Genomic DNA, 19,838 nt, shown 5'->3' on the forward strand with positions numbered 1-19,838 from the left:
AGGACCACGTCACTCCGTCGCCACGCCCCCGCTGTGACGCATGAAAAAGCCCGCGGCCATCGGCGCGGGCTTCAACATACAAAACGAGGGCGGGTACCGAGGGGCATTCACCCGATACGCCGGCGTACCGCAGAGCCCCCCAACATGGCCAGACCCAGCGACGCGAGGAATAGCGCCCCCTGGGACAGGGTGGGCACGGCCCTGCGCACGGCCACGGGATCGGTGACGTCGTTGGTCACACCGGAGGTGCCATCGGGCGGCACGGTGACGGCGTCCGGCAGCCTGATGGTCGCCACGTTGGTCACCGACTCAGGGGCATCGTCAGCCACGCGGGCCGTGATGGCATAGGTCACCTGCCCCCCTGCGGGAAAGGTGCCCAGCGCCTCGCTCAGCGGGAGCGTGCCGGACGGTGCGGGACACACGGCGCCGCCGCTGGACGTGCAGGTCTAGGAAGCCGAGCTGATTCCAGCAGGCAGCGGGTCGGAAACGACAGCGCCATCGGCGGACACCGCACCTGTGTTCTTCGCCGTGACGGTGTAGTCGATGTCGGAGCCGCGCGGGACGGGGCCGTTGGCGGAAGCCGTCTTCTCGATGGCAACCTGCGGTGGGCATGGCGCTCGCACCTTGACCTGGGCGAGGAAGCCGGTGGGACGCACCAGATTCCAGGACTTGATGATGATGCTGTTCTCGCCGGTCCGCCATGCCAGGGTCGGACCGTTCAGCAGCGTTTCACTGAGGCGGCTGTCACTGGTGTACCCCCCTTGTCCGGTCGGCGAAGCGGGCGTCACATAGTTTTTGTACTCGGCTCCATTGACGACCATTTGCTGGATCCGGTCGTCGATATAGAAATCGAACTGCAAGGCAAACGAATCCAGCGGCACCGCCGGATCGAGATTGAACCGGTACCGGTAGTAGACGATGGATCCCCGACCGTCCGACTGGCCATTCTCCCGCGCCACCCACTCGGCATTGCCGTACGGCGAATTCACCCAGGCATTCGGAGCGAGATTGCCCACCACGTTGGCAGGCGTCCAGTTGGTAACGCTGGTGAAGCCACTGGGGTCACCCAGGCCGGCCTCCCAGTTGAGGTCCGACGTGCCACGACTCAGCTTGCCGCCATTGCCGTCATAGCCGGTGTTGAACACGTTGGCATCGGACTGGCACGTCAGCGTGGGAGGCGCGGCCATGACGGGCAGGGACAGGACGGCCCCAAGACACAGCACCACCCCTGCAAGAACCGCCTTCGGTTGGACGAGGCGGACGACAGGTTGAGAGGACACGACCATGGAGAGAACCTCATGCCAGTGCGAAGTGCGGGATGCGTGAGGCGGGAACACTCCACGATCAACTTCACGGAATGAAAGGGAGGTCGTCGCGCTGTAGACAACCCCACCCACCGCGAAACGCACTGGGCGTACCCATGCTAGCGATTGACGTTATCAATTTATATGGTTAATTGATAACCATATTCAACCGGTCAGCTCCTCTTTCGACTCCGTGACTCTTGCGGCGCCGCACTCTGGTCAGGCCCTCACCGCGTCTCACCCACCTTCACCCGCGCATTCGGCGTCTCGCCGAACATTTCCGGCGCATAGAGCGCTTCCACGCGGCTTGGCGGCAGGGCGAAGTCGCCGACGTTGTTCAGGCGCACGGTGTACTCCGTCTCCACCTTGCCCTTGGGCAGGTACTCGTAATAGGCGCGGTACGACTCGAAGCTGCGCTCCTCGAACGCCACCCAGCCGTTGCCGCCGCGCGTCTCGCCGCGGGTGGCGATCTCCGAGTCCCGGCCCAGGCCGCTGCCCAGAATGGTGGCGCCGCCCGGAATGGGATCGGTCACGGCGACCCAGGTCATGGGCGCGCTGGCGTCGATCTCCAGGCGCACGCGCAGCACGTCGCCGCGCGTGTATTTGCCGGCCACGGCCTGCTCCACCGGGGTGATGGTCTTCTTGATGGAATAGCCGGCCGAGAACGGCACCTTCAGGTCGATCGCCGCCACCGACTGCAGCGTGAGCCACGGCTTGCCGGCGCCCTGGTGCGACACGGCCAGGCTGCCCTTGCCTGGAGCGGGCGGCCAGGGCACGAACATGCCGTTGTTGCGCAGGTTGCCGGGCGCTGCCGGCGCGCCGAACCAGGTGGTCTGGTGCGGGGCGCCTGCCGGGTCGCTGGCCTTCACCCGCTCCACCCTGGCCCAGTCCACGCTGGCGGTCTGTCCGGCCAGCGCGGCCTGGGTGGTGCCCGCCACCGGCACGGCCTCGAACTTCGCGCTGAACCTCTCCAGCGCCAGCCCGCCCCAGAGGTTGGCGGTGGTGGTGTGCCAGGCGCCGTTCTGCTGGCGGCTGATGAAACCATTGGCCAGGCGGCCCATGTCGTCCTTCCAGGCCGGGTCGTCCATCACGGCGAGCATCAGGCGGGCGGTATTGACGTCGCCGTTCTGCATCAGCCACCACCAGTAGTCGTCCTGCTCGGTGCTGAAGACGAGCTTGGTGCCCTGGTAGCTCAGGCGGGCCTTCAGGATCTGCGTCGCCTCGGCCAGCCGCTGGTCGCGTTGCGGCACGTCGGGCACGCGCTTCAGGATGTTCAGCCAGTCGATCACCGTGTGGGTGGGCCACTGGTTGGGCGCGATGGTGATGCTGCCCAGCATGCGCCCCGACGCCTTGCCGTAGCGCGACAGCGCCTCCAGGGCGGCCAGCTTGCGCATGTCCAGGTCCTTGCGCGGGCTCCAGAAGTCCCGCTGGATGCGGCCTTCGACGAAGGCGGCAAGGCCGCGCTCCATGGCGGCGCGGGCGTCGTCGGGCAGCTTGAACTCGGGGTGCAGCGCCGCGGCCTCGTGCGTGGCGGCCAGCAGATAGGCGGTGAGCGTGTCGCTGCCCCGGTCGTCGCTGCCCGCCTGCGGCGGGAAGTAGCTGGCCAGGCCAGCGGTATCGAGGTAGGTGGGCAACTGGGCCACCAGCGTCTGCCACAGCTTGCCGTCGCGCAGGCCCACGGCCTTGCTGGTCTTTTGCTCCAGGCAGGCGAAGGGGTAGTTGGCGAACCAGTCGCGCACGCCGGGCAGGCCTTCGGCCAGCTTGGGTTGCAGCGACATCTTCAGGCCGCCCCGCTTGGCGCCGCTGGCGGGCAAGGCATCGGCGGGCGGGGCCACGTCGATCTGGAACAGGCCATCCACCTGCACCAGCGTGGCCTGCTGCACCGTCAGCGGCACGGCGGGAATGAGCCGCTGGCGGGCCTTGAGCGCATCCTTCGCGCCGCCGAGCGTGTCGCGCGCCTCGATCTCCCAGAGCAGCGCCTCGGCGCGGGTCTGCGCCAACTGCGCCGGGGCGGTGACGTTCCAGGCCACCTCGCGCGATTCGCCGGCGGGAATGTCCACCGTGCGCGGCTCCAGCGTCAGCAGCGTGGCTCGCGGCGCGACCTCCACCTTCATGGCTTTGGGCGTGGTGTTGCGCAGCGTGAGCTGGGCGCGGAACTGGTCGTCCTCGCGCACCAGCGGCGGCAGGCCGCTGATGATCTGCAGATCCTGCGTGGCACGGATGCTGGTGGTGCCCGTGCCGAACAGGCCCGTGCCTGCATCGGCCACGGCGACGATCTTGAAGGTGGTGAGCGCGTCGTTGAGCGGCACCGTCACCTTCGCCTGGCCTTTCGCGTCAAGCTGGATGGCGGGCTGCCAGAGCAGCAGGGTGTCCAGCAGCTCGCGGGTCTGCGCGCGGCCGCCGCCGCCGCCGGCGGGCACGGCCTTCTTGCCATAGTGGCGCCGGCCGATGATCTCCATCTGGGCGGTGGAGGTCTCCACGCCCCAGGCGCGGCGCTGCAGCATCGCTTCCAGCAGGTTCCAGCTGGTGTTGGGCATCAGCTCCAGCAGCGCCTGGTCGACGGCGGCCAGGGCCACTTCGGCGTTGGCCGCCGGCTTGCCGCCGGGCAGCGTGGCGGTGATGGTGACCTGCGCCTTGCCGCGCACGGGGTAGCTGGCCTGGTCGGCGGCCACCTTCACGTCGATGCGGTGCGCCTGGGCGCCGACCTTGATCTCGGCCAGCCCCAGCCGGTAGGCCGGCTTGGACAGATCCACCATGGCCGTGGGCGCGACGTATTCCTTGCCCTCGTACCAGAACGCGCTCCACCATTCGCGCGGCGCCTTGAAGCCCCAGGTGAAGAAGCTGTACCACGGCACCTCGCGCAGCCGGCCGCGCAGGGCCAGCACGCTCACGTACACGTTCGGGCCCCAGCCCTCTTCCACCTTCAGCTCCACCGTCGGGTCCTGGCCGTTCAGCTGCACCACGCGGGTGCTCAGCACGCCTTCGCGCTCCACCGCCACCAGCGCGGTCGCGTGGCGGAACGGCATGCGCACCTGCAGCTTGGCGACTTCGCCGGGCTGGTAGCTCTTCTTCTCGGGCAGCAGGTCGATGCGGTCGTGGTCTTCGCCGCCGAACCAGAGTTCGCCCTGCTTGGTGACCCAGACGGAAGACGATGCCTGCGACTCGTTGCCGTCCTTGTCGCGCGCGGTGGCGATCAGCTGCACCTCGCCTGCCTCGTCCAGCTTGGCCTCGCAGAGCAGCAGCCCGCGCGAGTCGGTCTTGCCGGAGCACACGGTGCCCAGGTCCTTGGTTTCGGTCTTGTTGTCGTAGCTGTAGAAGCCGCCCACCATGCGCTTGCGGCTGCTGGTGGTGATGCGCGCCACGGCCTTCACCGCCATCGGCACGCCTTCCTGCGCGCGGCCTTCCAGCCCCAGGGCCAGCGCCTGGAAGCGGATCTTCTGCGCGGCCGACACCCAGCCTTCGGTCTTGATGCCCGCCACCACGGCGGCCGGCCACAGCGTCTGCGTGCTGCGCAGCGTCTGCACCTCGCCGTTCGGGTCGGAATAGGTCGCCTCCAGCACCAGGTCCTGCGGCTGGCGGGCCTGGGGCACGTCGGCGATGGTGGCCTTGCCCGCGCCGTTGCGGTCCAGCGTCACGGCCAGCTTGTCGGCGATGACGTGCGTGTCCTGGCTCGCGGCCGGCTCTTCCTCGCCGTTCCCCGCGGCGCCGCCGCTGGAACTGTCGCCGAAGCTGAAGGCGTCGTAGTCCGGGTACTGCAGACCCTTGCCGCGCACCATGGCCGACACGCGCACCGGCAGGTTGGCCGCTCCCCCGCCGGCCACATAGTTGACCTGCACGTCCACAGGCACGCTGGTGGCGCGCACCAGGGGCTTTTGGGTCGAAGGCACCACGCGGCCTTCCAGCACCGGCAGGCGGAACTCCTCCACCCGGAATCCACCGGAGCCGAAGCTGCGGTCGCCCCCCCGGGCATCGCTGCCACGCAATTCGACGCTGTACGCGCCCAGCTTGGCAGCGGGCGGCACGGCGAAGGTGTTCTCCGCACTCAGGCCGCCGGTGGCCGTCTTGCGCCACTGCAGCGGCTGGGTGAACTGCTGGCCGCTGCCGATATGGGTGATCACCAGCGTCGCCGGCTCGCTTTCGGGCAGCCCGAAGCCGCTCTTGTTCTGCAGGCGCAGCACGTGCTTCATCGACACCGTCTCGCCCGCCCGCAGCAGGGTGCGGTCGAAGATCGTGTGGGCGATCTCGTCAGGCTGCGGATCGCTGCTGGTGGGCACGTTGAAGCGCCAGGGCTCGATGCCGCGCTGCCAGTCGCTCCAGGTGAAGGCCATGTCGGGCGCGCCATCCGCGCCGGTGGCGCGGGCGCTGACGAAGTACGCCTGCATCCAGTCGCCCTGCCCCTGGCAGACCGGCGCCTGGGGCGAGAGGCCCTCGAAGGTGGCCACGCCCTCGGCGTTGGTGGTGGCCTGCGCCAGCTCCTTCCCATCGCACGACGACACGCGCACCTGCGCATTCGGCACGACCTGGCCCTTGTCCAGCGTCGTCACCCAGGCGGCGGCGTTCTCGCGGCCCAGCTTGAAATGCACCGCCAGGTTGGTCACCAGGGCCGAGGTGCGCACGTACATGGTGCGGCCCGCGCCGTGCCGCTCGTCGAGCAGCGACCGGCCCAGCAGCGGCGAGGCGATCTCCACCACATGGAAGCCCTGCGGCAGCGGAATGCCGACCACCTCGAACGGGCGCGGGTCGCCGCTGGCGGCCTTGGGCAGGTCGAGCGCCTTCACGCCGGGCAGGCCGCTCAGCAGCGACAGCATGCGGGTCTGCACCTGCTGGCGGTCGCTGTCGCCCAGCACGGCCGGCAGCGGCCCGCGCGCATCGCGGCGCGCCTGGGCGCGGTCCACGGTGCCGCTGTCGTAGCGCCGCACCTTGTGCATCCAGGCAATGATCTCGGCGTCGGTGGTCGGCTGCAGGGTCGCGACCTTGGAGGCCGCCGCATCGGGCGCGCCTGCCAGCCCGGGCTGCAGGCCCTGCACGCGCAGGTCGGCTTCCACGTTGCGCAGCGTCACCGGCAGCAGGGCGGGGCCTTGCGGGCCTTCCGCGAAGCGCTCGACGAGGCCGAAGGGCGAGGCGGCGAACTTGGCCAGCGGCGGCATCGCCCCGGTGGCCACCGCCAGCGGGAAGCTGCCCGCATTGGCCAGCGTGCGGCCCGAGGCGTCCTTGAAGTCGCCGGGCAGCTGCAAAGAGAACTTCGCGCTGGCCGGAAACGGCGGCGCGAACGTGATGCCGGTGACGACCGAGTCGCCGTCGCCCTGCGCATCGACGGTGGGCTTGAGGGTTTCATCGCCCTTGAGCCGGATGGCTTCGGCCAGCTTGCGCGGCACGGGGGCGTTGAACGACAGGCGCATGGGCCGGATCGGCAGACAGGCGGCCTGCGCGTTCTCGCGCTCGCAGCTGAAGTCGGCGGAGAACGGCTCGCGCACCTGGTAGGCAAAGCGCTTCTCCACGTTGTTGGCCACACCGCTCGGCGTGGCCACGCCGCGGCCGAAGACCAGCTGCACCTTGGAGCCCGAAGTGAGCCGCCGGTTGCAGGCCAGCGTCGCGTAGCGCAGCGGCTCCTTGGCTGCCGCGCCTTCCAGGCTCTGCGACTTCAGCAGGGCCTGCCGGTCCTTGCCTTCCACGGCACGCACCGGAATGCGTTCGCCCACCCCATCGGCCACGCACCAGACATGGGCCAGCACGCTGGCGGCGGTGGCCGCGCCGTTGAATTGCAGCGTGAAGAACTGTTCTTCGTCGATGCGCTGGTAGGTGCCGGGACGCACGTTCTGCACGAACGGCCCGCCACTATTGAATTGATAGCTAGAAGTGCCCGTCAATGGGGCGCCAGCGGCCGATTTGAACCCGGATTTGGCAGTGACGGAGCAACGCACGCCGGGCGGCAGGTCGGCGGTGAAGTCATAGACCCACTCGCGCTCGCCGGTCCAGCGGCCGGTGCCCTGGCCGGCGGCCGCATCGTCACAGCTGACGGCGAAGGGCGCGGGGGCTTTCGGGTCGCCGAACGACACGGCGGCGCTGTCGAACTTGACGACCACCTGCCGCACGCGCGCCACCTCGCCCTGCGGCGAGAGGCTGGCGACCGTGAGCGCCTGGGCGCCGGTGGCAAGCGCTGCGAGCGATGCCGCCAGGAGCCAGCGGCTCCAGGGGCGCGGGCGGTGCCAGCGGTGCGGGCGGGCGGGGGCCAGAGGATCGGGTGTGGTCGTCGCTGTCGTTGTAGTCATGGCGTGCCGAGTGGATACCGAACAGGGGGCGGAGCGCCGGCTCCGGAGGCGGCAAGGTTAGCCCATCGCGAGGCGCCCCTTCCATGCCGTGCGGCGAGCCGGCCGCCGAACCGCGCCGGTGGACTCGACCTACACCGCTGAGCGGGCCTCGGCCGCCAAGATGCGCGGAGAAGGCTCCACCCACCCATGCCACCACCCTCCTCCTCCCAACGCCGCTGGGAAATCGACTTCGTGCGCGGCCTGATGCTGGGGCTGATGACGGTGACGCACCTGCCGACCCGGGTGTCGATTCCGCTCGGCCAGCCGTTCGGCTTCGTGTCGGCGGCCGAAGGCTTCGTGCTGCTGTCGGCCTACATGGCCGGCCTGGTGTATGGGCGCGTGGCCTTTCGCAAGGGCATTGCGCCCATGCGCCAGGCGTTCTGGCGCCGCGCACTCACCATCTACGGCTGCCAGGCCGCGACGCTGCTGTTCCTGTTCACCGTCATCACCACGGTGGGCCTGTATGTGGACCAGCCGGCCGTCAAAGGCCTGCTGAATTTCTACTTCGCCCAGCCGGTGGACGCCCTGGTCGGCGGGCTGCTGCTGGTGTATGAGCCCCCGCTGCTCGACATCCTGCCGCTCTACGTGCTGTTCATGCTGATCAGCCCCTGGGTGCTGGCTTTTGCGCTGCAGCGCAGCTGGCTGCCGGTGATGGCGGTGAGCGTGCTGCTCTGGGTGCTGTCGCAGTTCGGCTTCGCGGAATGGGCATGGTCGCAGTTCAGCCGCATCCTGCCGGTGTCGGTGCCGTTCAGCGAGACCGGCTCATTCGTCATGGGCGCGTGGCAGTTTCTCTGGATCATGGGTCTCTGGATGGGCGCGAGCCGCAACGACCCGGCGGCAGCGCCGTTCGAGTTCCCGCGCTGGACGCTGTGGCTGGCCGGCGCCATCGCCCTGGTCGGCCTGGTGTGGCGCCATGCCGTCGGGCAGGTGCCGTTTCCGCACGCTCCCTGGGCCAACGTGCTGCAGGACAAGTGGCTGCTCGCCCCGCTGCGGCTGATCGACCTGTTCGCGTTGGTGGTTCTGGCGATCCGCTTCGGCCCGCCGCTGCTGGCGCGGCTGCCGCGCATGCGCTGGCTGGAAACGCTGGGATCCGCCTCGCTGGCGGTGTTCTGCGCGCACCTGGTGGTGGTGCTGCTGGTGCTGACGCTGTTCGGGGCCAACTACGAACGCCCCTGGCCGCTGGACATCGCCCTGCTGGCGGCCTGCTTCGGCAGCCTGTATGCGGCCGCCAAGGTCACGCTCTGGTTCGACCGGCAACCCGCCGAGGACGACGCGCCCGCGCCGCCGCCCGTGGTGTATGCGGAAAAGCCCACGCCGCTGACGGAAGACACCGACCTGCTGCCACACCAACCGGACACGGTGGTGGCGCCCGCCATCCGCCCGTTGTAGACCGAAGAACCCGGCGGCGCGCGACCGACGCCAGGCGAGCCGGCAAAGCCGGGCAAGCCAGAAGAAAGGCCGCGAGGCTAGCGGCCCGCGCTGACCTGCATCAGCCCGCCCGGCTGAACCGGCGCGGCCACCGCGGCCGGGGGCTGGCCCCCACGGGCAGCCTGCAGCGTCGCGGCGCCGTTCCCCGAGGCCCCCAGGTGGTGGGTGATCACCGCCTGCCAGAGGTCGTAGCCCGCGCCGTTCATGTGCAGCCGGTCCGGGCCGTACAGGTCGGTGCGCGGCTCGCCCGCCGCCGTCAGCATGGGGGTGAAGATGTCGATGTAGTCGCTCTGCGGCACGCTCTGCAGGTAGCCTGCCAGCAGGGCGTTGGCCTCGCGCACCTGGGGCAGCAGCGCGCTGCGCAGGGGGCTTGGCTTGATGGAGATGTAGCTGATGCGCGTGTCGGGCAGCGCCGTGCGCACCGCCGTCACGAAGGAACGGAAGCTCTCCAGCACCTGCGCCGGGCTGCGTCCCTCGGCCAGGTCGTTGTCGCCGGCATAGACGATCACATGCCGTGGACGGTACTGCACCACCAGGCTTTTGACGAAATAGTTGCAGTCCGCCATGGTCGAGCCGCCGAAGCCCCGGTTGATGACCACCGGCAACTGCCGGAAGTCCTCGCGCAGATCGGGCCACAGGCGGATGGTGGAACTGCCCACGAACAGCACCCCGCCGGCTTGCGGCGCCTGGTCGCGGTCGGCGGCGGCAAAGGCGTCCATGCTGGACTGCCAGCGCGCATAGGCGGGCGGCAGCACCTCGGCCGCGACGGCGGCAGGGCTGGCGTCACCCTGCGGCGCGGATTGGGCAGCGAACGCCAGCGCGGCCATGCCGGCAGCAGCAAGCAGACGAAAAGCGGACGACCGATTCAGTGACATGGAGCGGTTCCATCAAGGACGGGCAGCGGCGTGTGATGCGCTGGTTGCCAGAAAATTCCTACAAGACACACTTTTTACAACTGAAGCCGGTCGGCCGCAACCTCAGCCCGGGTCGGGCCAGCCCGGGCAGCGGGCGGGCCGCCCGAGCGATGACCCTCCGAGGAAGGTCAGGCCAGCCGCGCCCGGTGGCGTGCCAGCTGGGCCCGGACCTGCGCCGGTGCGGTGCCGCCGAGCGTGTTGCGCGCATTGAGCGAACCCCGCAGGCTGAGGGCGTCGAAGACGTCTTTCTTGATGGCCGGGTGAAAGCCCTGCAGCACGGCCAGGGGCAGTTCCGACAGATCCACGCCGTGCGACACGGCGGCCTTGACCGCATGCGCCACCGTTTCGTGCGCGTCGCGGAACGGCAGGCCCTTCTTGACGAGGTAGTCGGCCAGGTCGGTCGCGGTGGCGTAGCCCTTCTGCGCCGCCTGCTCCATGGCCTGGGCGTTGACGGCGATGCCGCCCTCTTTCCTGCCGGTCGCCGCGTCCGGCTGGCCGCCCACCATCTCCGCGAAGATGCGCAGCGTGTCCTTGAGCGTGTCCACGGTATCGAACAGCGGTTCCTTGTCTTCCTGGTTGTCCTTGTTGTAGGCCAGCGGCTGGCCCTTCATCAGGGTGATCAGGCCCATCAGGTGGCCGACCACGCGGCCGGTCTTGCCGCGCGCCAGCTCGGGCACGTCGGGATTTTTCTTCTGCGGCATGATCGACGAGCCGGTCGTGAAGCGGTCGGCGATCTTGATGAAGCCGAAGTTCTGGCTCATCCAGATGATGAGTTCTTCCGACAGGCGGCTCACATGCACCATGCAGAGGCTGGCCGCGGCGGTGAATTCGATGGCGAAGTCGCGGTCGCTCACGGCGTCCAGGCTGTTCTGGCACACCATGGGAGCGCCGTTCCCATCCACCATGCCCAGCGTGCGGGCGACGCGCTCGCGGTCCAGCGGGTAGGTGGTGCCGGCGAGCGCTGCGCTGCCCAGCGGCAGCACGTTGACGCGGCGGCGCACGTCCTGCATGCGTTCGGCGTCGCGGGCGAACATCTCCACATAGGCCAGCATGTGGTGGCCGAAGCTCACCGGCTGGGCCACCTGCAGGTGGGTGAAGCCCGGCAGGATCACCTCCACGTTCTGCTCGGCCACGTCCACCAGCGACACCTGCAGCTCCTTCAGCAGATCGGCGATCAGGTCGATCTCGCCGCGCAGCCAGAGGCGCACGTCGGTGGCGACCTGGTCGTTGCGGCTGCGGCCGGTGTGCAGGCGCTTGCCGGCATCGCCCACCAGCTGGGTCAGGCGCGCCTCGATGTTCAGGTGCACGTCTTCCAGGTCGAGCTTCCACTCGAAGGCGCCGGACTCGATCTCTTCGGTGATCTGCGCCATGCCGCGCTGGATGGAGGCATGGTCTTCGCCGCTGATGATGCCCTGCGCGGCCAGCATCTCGGCATGGGCCAGGCTGCCCGCGATGTCGGCCTGCCAGAGGCGCTTGTCGAAGAAGACGCTCGACGTGTAGCGCTTGACCAGGTCGCTCATGGGCTCGGAAAACAGCGCCGACCAGGCCTGCGCCTTGGTGTCGAGCTGGTTGTGGGAGGGCGCGGACGCTGGGCTGGAGGCGGGGCTGGTGGACATGGAGGGCAATAATCCGGTGGTTCAGACACCCGGAACACCCGGATGCCGCAATGCAAGAAACGCAAATTTTATCGACCCAGCCGGCCCCCCTCGCCGCAGCGGCCCCGGCCGCGGCGCCCACGGGGCGCGCGCTGGTGTTCGACGCCTGCCATGCCGGCGTGATCCTGCGGGCTGTGCTGGTCGTCGAAGCGGTGCTGGGCGTGGGCGCCCTGTTCGTGGCGCCGTCGCCGGTGGAATGGCTGGCCCGCCTGGCGCTGCTGACTGGCGGCGCCCTGCCCGCCACGCTGGCCTGGCTGCTGACGGCCTGCAGCCTGAAGCAGGTGCTCCAACGCCTGCCGGCGCCCTGGCACTACGCGGTGGGCGTGGTGCTGGGCGCGCTGGCGGGCCTGTGGGCCTGCGGCACGCTGGCGCTGGTGGGCGCCGCGGCCGAGCCGCCCTGGCTGGCCAGCGCCGCCACCGGAGCCCTGCTGTCGGCCGCACTGGTGGCCGCGCTGGTGCTGCGCGCCCGGGGCCGCACCCCGGCGGCCACCACCGCCCGGCTGACCGAGCTGCAGTCGCGCATCCGGCCGCATTTCCTGTTCAACACGCTCAACAGCGCCATCGCCCTGGTGCGGGCCGAACCAGCCAAGGCCGAAGCCATTCTGGAAGACCTGAGCGACCTGTTCCGCCACGCCCTGGTGGAACAGGGCGAGTCGGCCACGCTGGGGGAAGAGATCCTGCTGGCGCGCCGCTACCTGGACATCGAGCAGGTGCGGTTCGGCGAACGGCTGCGGGTGCGATGGCTGCTGGATGCGCGGGCCGACGGCGCGCGCCTTCCGCCCCTGCTGCTGCAGCCCCTGGTGGAGAACGCGGTCAAGCACGGCATCGAGCCCAGCCCCACGGGCGGCCGCGTGCGCGTGGCCACCGAACTGCGCGGCAGCCGGGTCGTCGTGACCATCACCAACACGCTGCCGGCCGCCCCGGTGGCGGACAGCGCAGCGCGTGGCCACGGCATTGCCCTGGCCAACGTGCGTGACCGGCTGCGCCTGCTGCACGACGTGCAGTGCGACTTCAGCGCAGGCCCGCAGGGACCGCAAAATAGCCGCCACTACCAAGTGCGCATCAGCCTGCCGGCGAGGCACTGACACCACCCCCGCCCTCTCTCACCCCCACCCTGCCCGCCATGCACATCCTCATCGTGGACGACGAAGCCCTGGCCCGAAGCCGCCTGCGCACCTTGCTGGGCGACTGCGCCGCCGGCCACGCCGTCACCGAAGCCGCCCATGCGGCCGATGCGATGGCCGCCGTGCAGGCCGCCTGCGCCGCCCGCCAGCCGGTGGACGCGGTGCTGCTCGACATCCACATGCCCGGCCAGAGCGGGCTGGCACTGGCGCACCAGCTGCGTGCCCTGCCGGCGCCGCCCGCCATCGTGTTCGTCACCGCCCATGCCGACCATGCCGTCAGCGCCTTCGAACTGGACGCCGTGGACTACCTGACCAAGCCCGTGCGGCTGGAGCGACTGCAGCAGGCGCTGGCCAAGGTGCAGCGCAGCGCCGGCCACGCGAGCGCCGTGCCACCCGCGCCGCCCTCGACGGGCGAAGCGCTGGTGATCCAGGACCGGGGCCGCACAGAGCGCGTGCCCCTGGCCGACGTGCTGGTGCTCAAGGCCGAACAGAAATACGTGACGGTGCGCACCGGCAGCCGCAGCTACATCCTGGACGCCTCGCTGGCCGAGCTGGAGGTGCGGCACGCGGCGCATTTCCTGCGCGTGCACCGCAACGCCCTGGTGGCCCGCCGCGCCATGCGGTCGCTGGAGAAGCATTACGACGCTGAGGAAGGCGAAGGCTGGGCGCTGCGCCTGCACGGCCTGGCGGAGCTGGTGGCCGTGTCGCGCCGGCAGGTGGCCGCCGTGCGCGAGGTGCTGGCGAGCTGAGCGCCGGGCGGCCTTCCGGCTGTCCGGTCGTCCGCCTTGGCAGCCTTTTTGGCCTTCCGCGCCCATGGATAGGCCATCCTTAGCTATATTTTTAATAGCATCAGGGCGGTAAGGCGGCTTTCCCGTCAGTGCGCGTGGGCCAGCCCACTCACCAGCGTGACCACCGTCATGCCCGCCACCAGCCAGGCGATCTGCGCCAGCGTGCCGCCGGCGGTCAGGCGCTTTTGCAGTTGCGGGATCAGGTCGGCCAGAGCCACATAGACGAAGCTGCTGGAGGCGATGACCAGGAAATAGGGCAGCAGCGACTCGAGCTGGCCCACCAGGAAGTAGCCCACCAGGCCGCCCAGGGCGGTGACCGCACCCGCCAGCGACACCTTCACCAGCGCCGCGCGGCGGTTGGCGCTGTTCTGGCGCATGACCACCAGGTCGCCGATATGGTGCGGCACTTCGTGCGCCAGCACCGCCAGCGCGGCGACGATGCCGAGCTTGATGTCGGCCATGAAGGCCGATGCGATCAGGATGCCGTCGCCGAAGCAGTGCACGCTGTCGCCCGTGAGCAAGGCCCAGCCGCCGCCGCGCGATCCATGGCCGTGGGCGTGGTCATGCCCGTGGCTGTGCTTGTGGGGATGGGAGTTGGCATGGGCATGCTCATGGCCGTGCCCGTGGGCGTGTGCATGGCCAAGCTCGTGATGGTGCGCGTGCTCGACCTTCGGGGCCGGGCCCGGCGCGGGATGGCCATGTTCGTGGCCGTGGTGCCACAACTCGGCCTTGTCCAGCAGAAAGAAGAACACCAGCCCGACCAGCAGCGTGGCGAACAGGTCGTGCGCGCCGGCCTGGCTCTCGAACGCCTCGGGCAGCAGGTGCATGAAAGCCGTGGCCAGCAGCGCGCCCGCCGCCAGGCTCAGCAGATGCTGCGGGCTGACGCGGCTGCTGGTCCCCAGCCCTGCCCGCATGAGCCATGCGGCCACCCACACGCTGCCAATGCCTGCGGCCAGCGTGGCCAGGATGATTGCTATCAATGTCATAGCTGCTTGCGCTTCCAATCTAAGCCCCGGGGGCTGTTTTCATACCAACTGTCGCCCGCCCGCGCGAACGCAAAAAAAGCCCCGAAGGGCTTGGATGCGGTGCGCTTGCCATGCCGGGCGCAAAGACTGCGCCGCGGCGGCCGGCGGTGGCGCGTCAGGCCACGCCGTGGGTCTTGAACCAGGCCAGCGCCCGCTTCCACCCGTCTTCCGCGGCTTCCTTGCGGAAGCTCGGGCGGTAGTCCGCGTGGAAGGCGTGCGGCGCTTCGCGGTACACCACGAATTCGGACGCTTTGGCGGCGGCGGACCCCTGCCGCAACGCCGTCTGCATCTTAGCAACCGTGTCAAGCCCGATGCCGCTGTCTTGCCCACCGTACAGGCCCAGCACGGGCGCCTTCAGGATGGGCGCCACATCCACCGGATGCTTGGGCGTCATGTCGCTCGCCTGCCCCACCAGCCGGCCGTACCAGGCCACGCCCGCCTTGACCGGCCCGTGCGCCGCGTAGAGCCAGGTGATGCGCCCGCCCCAGCAGAAGCCGGTGATGCCCACCTTCTTCAAGTTGCCGCCATGGCGTCCCGCCCAGGCGACGGTGCCGTCCAGGTCGGCCATGACCTGGGCGTCGGGCACCTTGGACACCAGTTCGCTCTGCAGCTTCGCGATCTCGGTGTACTTGGACGGGTCACCCTGGCGGGCGTACAGCTCGGGTGCGATGGCCAGGTAGCCCGCCTTCGCGAGGCGCCGGCAGACGTCGGCAATGTATTCGTGCACGCCGAAGATTTCCTGGATCACCAGCACCACCGGCAGGCCGGTCTTGCCGGCAGGCGCTGCGCGGTAGGCCGGCACCTTGAAGCCATCCACTTCGATCTCCACCCGCCCGGCGGTCAGCCCATCGGCCGGCGTCTGGATGGCCGTCTGCGCCATCACCGGCAAGGCCGCCGCCGCATAGCCGACGCCGAAACCAGCCCCCAGCGCCACTCGCAGTGCCGTGCGCCGGCTGGCCCCGGCCTCGGTGGACTGGCCGGGCAAAAGCGCATCGAAGTCCTGCTTGAAATCGTCTTGCTGCATGGGAAAGCTCCTGGTGAGGGTGTTGCGACAGGCATGGCGGCAGCGCACGCGCAGGGGCCGCCGTGAAGAGGCGTGCGGGCTGCAGTCTAGGGCCATGCGGAGCGGGTCGGCGGAGCATGACGGCAGGCGAAGCCCTCCAACGCGGGGTTGCCGCAGGGTGAAATTTCTCTATTGACAGAAATTACGGAAACAATAGACTGCAGCCATGCAACTGTCCGACATCGCTCGCCGCTTCGTGGTTCATTGGGGGGAAATGGGCACCGCCTGGGGCGTCAACCGCACCGTGGCGCAGATCCACGCCCTGCTGTTCTTCCACGGCCGGCCCCTGCACGCCGAAGAAATCTGCGAGACGCTGGTGGTCGCCCGCTCCAACGTCAGCAACAGCCTGAAGGAACTGGTGAACTGGAACCTGGTGCGCGTCACCCACATGCTGGGCGACCGGCGTGACTACTTCGAAACCTCCGCCGATGTGTGGGAGCTGTTTCGCACCGTGGTGCGCGAACGCAAGCAGCGCGAGTTCGAGCCTACCGTCCGCATGCTGCGCGAACTGTCGGAAAGGCCCGATCTGGCCGCCGAAACGCCCGATGCCCAGGACCGCGTGCGCGAAACGCTGCGCCTGATGGAATCGCTGGGCGTGTGGGCCGACGAGATGCTGCGGCTCAGCCCATCCACGCTGGACAAGGTACTGCGCCTGGGTGCCAGCGTGCAGAGGTTCGTGCGCGGCGACGATGCATCCGCGAAAGGCGCCCCGCCCCCTCCGCCGCCACCGCCTGCGCGGGCAACCGTGGACGAATGAATGGCCGGCAGCCACCCCATTCCTTTCGCGCAGCCCTTTTTTTACCCTGAGGTTTCAGTTTCTGCAGAAATAAAGAAAAGCTCTCGTCCTACACGCCGGCCCATTCCGCTGAAAAAGGTGTTCCATGACCCCGACCACTGACCCGCTCTACCCGCTCATCCTCTACTACGACTCCCGCTGCCCGCTCTGTACCGCAGAAATGCAGAACCTGATGCGGCGCGACCGCGCCGGACAACTGCGCTTTGCCGACATCTGGGCGCCCGACTTCGCCGGCCCGCCGGGCAGCGCGACGTTCGACGATCTGCTGGCGCTGATCCATGCGCGCGGCGCTAACGGCCAGGTGCTGCGCGGCGTGGAAGTGTTCCGCAGGGCCTACGAGGCAGTCGGGCTGGGCTGGGTCACCGCGTTCACCCGCTGGCCGGTGCTGGGGCCGCTGGCCGACCGGGCTTACCCCGTGCTGGCACGCAATCGCTACCGGCTGCCGCGCTGGCTGATCGCGCCGCTGTTCGAGCGGGCCAGCCAGCGCGCCGCACGCCAGCGCTGCGACGCGAACGGCGGGTGCGACCTGCCCTGAGGCACAGGCCTCGACCCGCCTTCCTGCCCTTCTTCTCCAACCCGACCGGCGCACGCCGCCCGCCTGCCCACCGACCGAAAGGCTGTCCACCATGCTGCATATTCTTCTCACCGGGGCCACCGGTTTCATCGGACGGCGCCTCGCCGCCCGCCTGCGGGCCGACGGCCACCGGGTCGTCGAGGCGGTATCGCCACGGCACGGCCCGCCTGGCCCCGACCAATGCGTGGTGGACTTCGCCCGCGACCTCGCGCCCGGCGTCTGGCTGCCCCGGCTGCAGGGTATCGACGCCGTGGTGAACGCGGTGGGCGTGCTGCGCGACAGCCCACGCCAACCGATCGCGGCCCTGCATCGGGACGCGCCGATCGCGCTGTTCGACGCCTGCGTGCAGGCGGGGGTGCGGCGGGTGGTGCAGATCTCGGCGCTGGGCGTGGCGCAAGGCGACACCCAGTACGCCAGCACCAAGCGGGCGGCCGACCAGCATTTGCTGGGGCTGGCGGCCCGCGCCCCGAGCGGTGGCGCAGCGCCTCTTTCGGCCTGCGTGGTGCGCCCGAGCGTGGTGTTCGGCCGGGGCGGCGCCAGCAGCGCGCTGTTCATGAACCTGACGAAGCTGCCCGTGCTGGTGCTGCCCCAGCCGGTGCTGACGGCCCGGGTACAACCCGTGGCGGTGCAGGACCTTGCCGATGCGGTGGCAGTGCTGCTGGGCTCCGCGATGGATCGCCAAGGCGTGGTGGAGTTCGCGGGCCCGCAGGCCGTGCCCATGGCCGGGCTGATCGCCAGTCTGCGGGCCCAGTGCGGCCACCGGCCGGCACGGGTGCTGCCGCTGCCAGGGCCGCTCACGCGGCTGAGTGCGCGCCTGGGCGACTTGGTGCCGGCATCGCCCTGGTGCAGCGAGAGCCTGGCACTGCTGGGCTCCGACAACACGGCCGACGCCGCCCCGCTGCAGGCCTTGCTGGGCCGCCCCACGGTGGCCTACGGCGACCTGGTGGCACGCGCCTGGAGCCGCTCGCCATGACCGCGCCCCCGGCCGCCGTTGGTCAAGCCGCCGCTGCCGGCGCGCCGGCCCGGCTCGACCCCGCGGCCCGCCGCTGGCTGCTGGCCAGCCTGGTCGCCGTGTGGCTGGGGACGGCGGCGGTGAGCGCCATCGGCCTGCACACGCAGGGCCGCGAACTGCTGCTCGCCGCCGGCCTGCGGAGCGACTTCTGGATCGCCGCGCTGATTCTGTCCGGCGCCGCAGCCGACCTGGCCGTGGGCGCCTGGCTCTGGTGGCGCCCGGGCCGTGGGGCCTACGCTGCCGCGCTGCTGCTGATGGGCACCATGACGATGCTGGCGACGGTGCTGCTGCCCGGGCTGTGGCTGGACCCGCTGGGCCGGCTGCTCAAGAATCTGCCCATCGCCGCCATCCTGTGCGTGCTGTGGCGCGCCGATGCGAAGCGCACGCCATGAATACCTATCTGGTGCTGAAGTGGGTGCACATCCTCTCCAGCGTGCTGCTGGTGGGCACTGGCTTCGGCTCGGCCTTCTACCTGTTCTTCGCCAATCGCAGCGGCAGCGTGGCGGCGCAGGCGGTGGTCGCGCGGCTGGTGGTGCGGGCCGACACATGGTTCACCACGCCAGCGGCCATCGTGCAGCCGATCACCGGCATGGCGCTGGCCGGCATGGCGGGCTGGCCGCTGTCCACGCCCTGGCTGGCGGCGTCGATCGGGCTCTACGTGCTGGCAGGCCTCTGCTGGCTGCCGGTGCTGTGGCTGCAGTGGCGCATGGCGGCCATGGCCACCGATGCCGCAGCGCGCGGCGGCAAACTGCCTGCCGACTACGCCCGGTTTGCGCGCTGGTGGGAAGGGCTGGGCTATCCGGCTTTCATCGCCATGCTGGCCATCTACTACCTGATGGTGGCCAAGCCGGCGCTTTGGGGATGGGCCTGAGCGGCGGGCAGTCGCCGTCACAGCCGCCCGCCGAAGGTCACACCGCCGGCTTGTCGCTCTGCGCCGTCAGGTTGTCGCGCAGCTCCTTGGACATGGGCAGTCCGAGCGACTGGCTCTTGGGCGCGATGGGCGAGAGGAACCACTTGTTGTAGAGCTTCTCGAAGTCGCCCGACTTCATCATGCCGCCGATGACACCGTTGACCAGTGCCTGGAACTGCGGATCGTCCTTGCGCAGCATGCAGGCATAGGGCTCGACCTGCAGCGAGTCGCCCACCACGTCCCAGTCGGCCGGCTTGTTGGCATTGGCCTTCAGGCCGAAGAGCAGGATGTCGTCCATCGCGAAGGCCGCCGCACGGCCCGATTCCACCAGCAGCATGGAGTCGTTGTGGTCCTTGCCCAGCACCAGGTCCATGTCGAGGTTGTTGTCGCGGTTGTACTTGCGGATGACCTGCGCGTTGGTGGTGCCGGTGGTGCTGGCCACCGTCTTCTTGGCGAGGTCCGCGTAGTTCTTGATGCCGTCCGCCTTCTTCACCAGCAGGCGCGTGCCGGTGTAGAAGTAGTTGATGGCGAACTGCACGTCCTTGCCGCGCGCGGTGTTGTTGGTGGTGGAGCCGCACTCCAGGTCCACCGTGCCGTTGGTGATCAGCGGAATGCGGTTCTGCGAGGTGACGGCCTGGAGTTCCACCTTGATGTCGTTGCGGCCCAGCTGCTTCTTGACGGCGTCCACCACGGCGTTGGAGATGTCCACCGAGAAGCCGATCGGCTGCCCCGCGCCGGCCAGATAGCTAAACGGCACCGACGATTCGCGGTAGGCGAGCGTGATCTTGCCGCTGTCGGCGATCTTCTTGAGGGTGTCGGCGCTGGCAGCGGAGCAGGCCAGCAGGCCGCAGGCCAGGGCAGCGAGGGACAGGGAAAACTTCATGGAGACTCCTTGACGGTCAGTGGAAAAAAACAGGATGCGGCACGCGGCACAGTC

The 19,838-nt window shown here is 69.5% G+C and carries 16 protein-coding genes; 8 read left to right on the forward strand and 8 right to left on the reverse strand.

Annotated features, from left to right (window positions below):
* Window positions 1-107 precede the first annotated feature (107 nt).
* The 3 genes from ASF94_RS12940 to ASF94_RS12950 form a co-directional block, all read right to left on the reverse strand.
* Complete coding sequence (locus ASF94_RS12940; protein WP_056666812.1) at window positions 108-422, reverse strand: IPTL-CTERM sorting domain-containing protein; 315 nt, start codon at window positions 420-422, stop codon at window positions 108-110.
* Window positions 423-446: 24 nt separating this feature from the next.
* Complete coding sequence (locus tag ASF94_RS12945) at window positions 447-1,286, reverse strand: DUF11 domain-containing protein (protein WP_082493238.1); 840 nt, start codon at window positions 1,284-1,286, stop codon at window positions 447-449.
* Between the two features lie 245 nt (window positions 1,287-1,531).
* A complete protein-coding gene (locus ASF94_RS12950) occupies window positions 1,532-7,573 on the reverse strand; it encodes an Ig-like domain-containing alpha-2-macroglobulin family protein (protein ID WP_082493239.1) in 6,042 nt (2,013 codons plus the stop codon).
* A 186-nt stretch (window positions 7,574-7,759) separates the two neighbouring features.
* Here ASF94_RS12950 and ASF94_RS12955 point away from each other — a divergent pair, with 186 nt between their 5' ends.
* Window positions 7,760-9,001 (forward strand): OpgC domain-containing protein, encoded by a 1,242-nt coding sequence (locus ASF94_RS12955; protein WP_082493240.1) that lies wholly within the window; start codon window positions 7,760-7,762, stop codon window positions 8,999-9,001.
* Between the two features lie 77 nt (window positions 9,002-9,078).
* On the opposite strand, the gene ASF94_RS12960 is transcribed toward ASF94_RS12955, so the two are convergent.
* Together ASF94_RS12960 and argH are read right to left on the reverse strand one after the other, a co-directional pair.
* Window positions 9,079-9,915 (reverse strand): SGNH/GDSL hydrolase family protein, encoded by an 837-nt coding sequence (locus tag ASF94_RS12960; RefSeq protein ID WP_056666820.1) that lies wholly within the window; start codon window positions 9,913-9,915, stop codon window positions 9,079-9,081.
* Between the two features lie 167 nt (window positions 9,916-10,082).
* Window positions 10,083-11,570, reverse strand: coding sequence for an argininosuccinate lyase (argH, locus tag ASF94_RS12965; RefSeq protein WP_056666823.1), 1,488 nt, complete (start codon window positions 11,568-11,570; stop codon window positions 10,083-10,085).
* A 50-nt stretch (window positions 11,571-11,620) separates the two neighbouring features.
* Here argH and ASF94_RS12970 point away from each other — a divergent pair, with 50 nt between their 5' ends.
* Entirely contained in the window at window positions 11,621-12,694 is a 1,074-nt protein-coding gene (locus ASF94_RS12970) for a sensor histidine kinase (protein ID WP_056666826.1), read from the forward strand.
* 38 nt (window positions 12,695-12,732) lie between these two features.
* Window positions 12,733-13,482: a LytTR family DNA-binding domain-containing protein gene (locus ASF94_RS12975; RefSeq protein ID WP_056666829.1), complete on the forward strand. Its 750-nt coding sequence runs from the start codon at window positions 12,733-12,735 to the stop codon at window positions 13,480-13,482.
* 125 nt (window positions 13,483-13,607) lie between these two features.
* Here the strand turns inward: ASF94_RS12975 and ASF94_RS12980 are convergent, their stop codons facing one another.
* Together ASF94_RS12980 and ASF94_RS12985 are read right to left on the reverse strand one after the other, a co-directional pair.
* Window positions 13,608-14,507 (reverse strand): ZIP family metal transporter, encoded by a 900-nt coding sequence (locus ASF94_RS12980; protein ID WP_056666832.1) that lies wholly within the window; start codon window positions 14,505-14,507, stop codon window positions 13,608-13,610.
* A 154-nt stretch (window positions 14,508-14,661) separates the two neighbouring features.
* Window positions 14,662-15,570 (reverse strand): dienelactone hydrolase family protein, encoded by a 909-nt coding sequence (locus ASF94_RS12985; RefSeq protein ID WP_056666834.1) that lies wholly within the window; start codon window positions 15,568-15,570, stop codon window positions 14,662-14,664.
* Window positions 15,571-15,775: 205 nt separating this feature from the next.
* Here ASF94_RS12985 and ASF94_RS12990 point away from each other — a divergent pair, with 205 nt between their 5' ends.
* The 5 genes from ASF94_RS12990 to ASF94_RS13010 all read left to right on the forward strand — a co-directional run bounded on the left by ASF94_RS12990 (window position 15,776) and on the right by ASF94_RS13010 (window position 18,862).
* On the forward strand, window positions 15,776-16,366 hold the full coding sequence (locus ASF94_RS12990; RefSeq protein ID WP_056666836.1) for a GbsR/MarR family transcriptional regulator: 591 nt from the start codon (window positions 15,776-15,778) through the stop codon (window positions 16,364-16,366).
* Between the two features lie 124 nt (window positions 16,367-16,490).
* Entirely contained in the window at window positions 16,491-16,940 is a 450-nt protein-coding gene (locus ASF94_RS12995; protein WP_056666840.1) for a thiol-disulfide oxidoreductase DCC family protein, read from the forward strand.
* Window positions 16,941-17,034: 94 nt separating this feature from the next.
* Window positions 17,035-17,952, forward strand: coding sequence for an NAD-dependent epimerase/dehydratase family protein (locus ASF94_RS13000; RefSeq protein ID WP_056667278.1), 918 nt, complete (start codon window positions 17,035-17,037; stop codon window positions 17,950-17,952).
* On the forward strand, window positions 17,949-18,383 hold the full coding sequence (locus ASF94_RS13005) for a DoxX-like family protein (RefSeq protein WP_056666842.1): 435 nt from the start codon (window positions 17,949-17,951) through the stop codon (window positions 18,381-18,383). The genes ASF94_RS13000 and ASF94_RS13005 overlap by 4 nt, the downstream gene beginning before the upstream one ends.
* Window positions 18,380-18,862, forward strand: a complete 483-nt coding sequence (locus tag ASF94_RS13010) for a DUF2269 domain-containing protein (protein WP_056666844.1) — start codon at window positions 18,380-18,382, stop codon at window positions 18,860-18,862. Before ASF94_RS13005 ends, ASF94_RS13010 begins: the two co-directional genes overlap by 4 nt.
* A gap of 37 nt (window positions 18,863-18,899) precedes the next feature.
* Here ASF94_RS13010 and ASF94_RS13015 read toward each other — a convergent pair whose 3' ends face one another.
* A complete protein-coding gene (locus ASF94_RS13015) occupies window positions 18,900-19,784 on the reverse strand; it encodes an amino acid ABC transporter substrate-binding protein (RefSeq protein ID WP_056666848.1) in 885 nt (294 codons plus the stop codon).
* Between the last annotated feature and the right edge of the window lie 54 nt (window positions 19,785-19,838).

Origin of the sequence: Acidovorax sp. Leaf160, assembly GCF_001424265.1 — a bacterium.
Taxonomy (GTDB): domain Bacteria; phylum Pseudomonadota; class Gammaproteobacteria; order Burkholderiales; family Burkholderiaceae_C; genus Paracidovorax.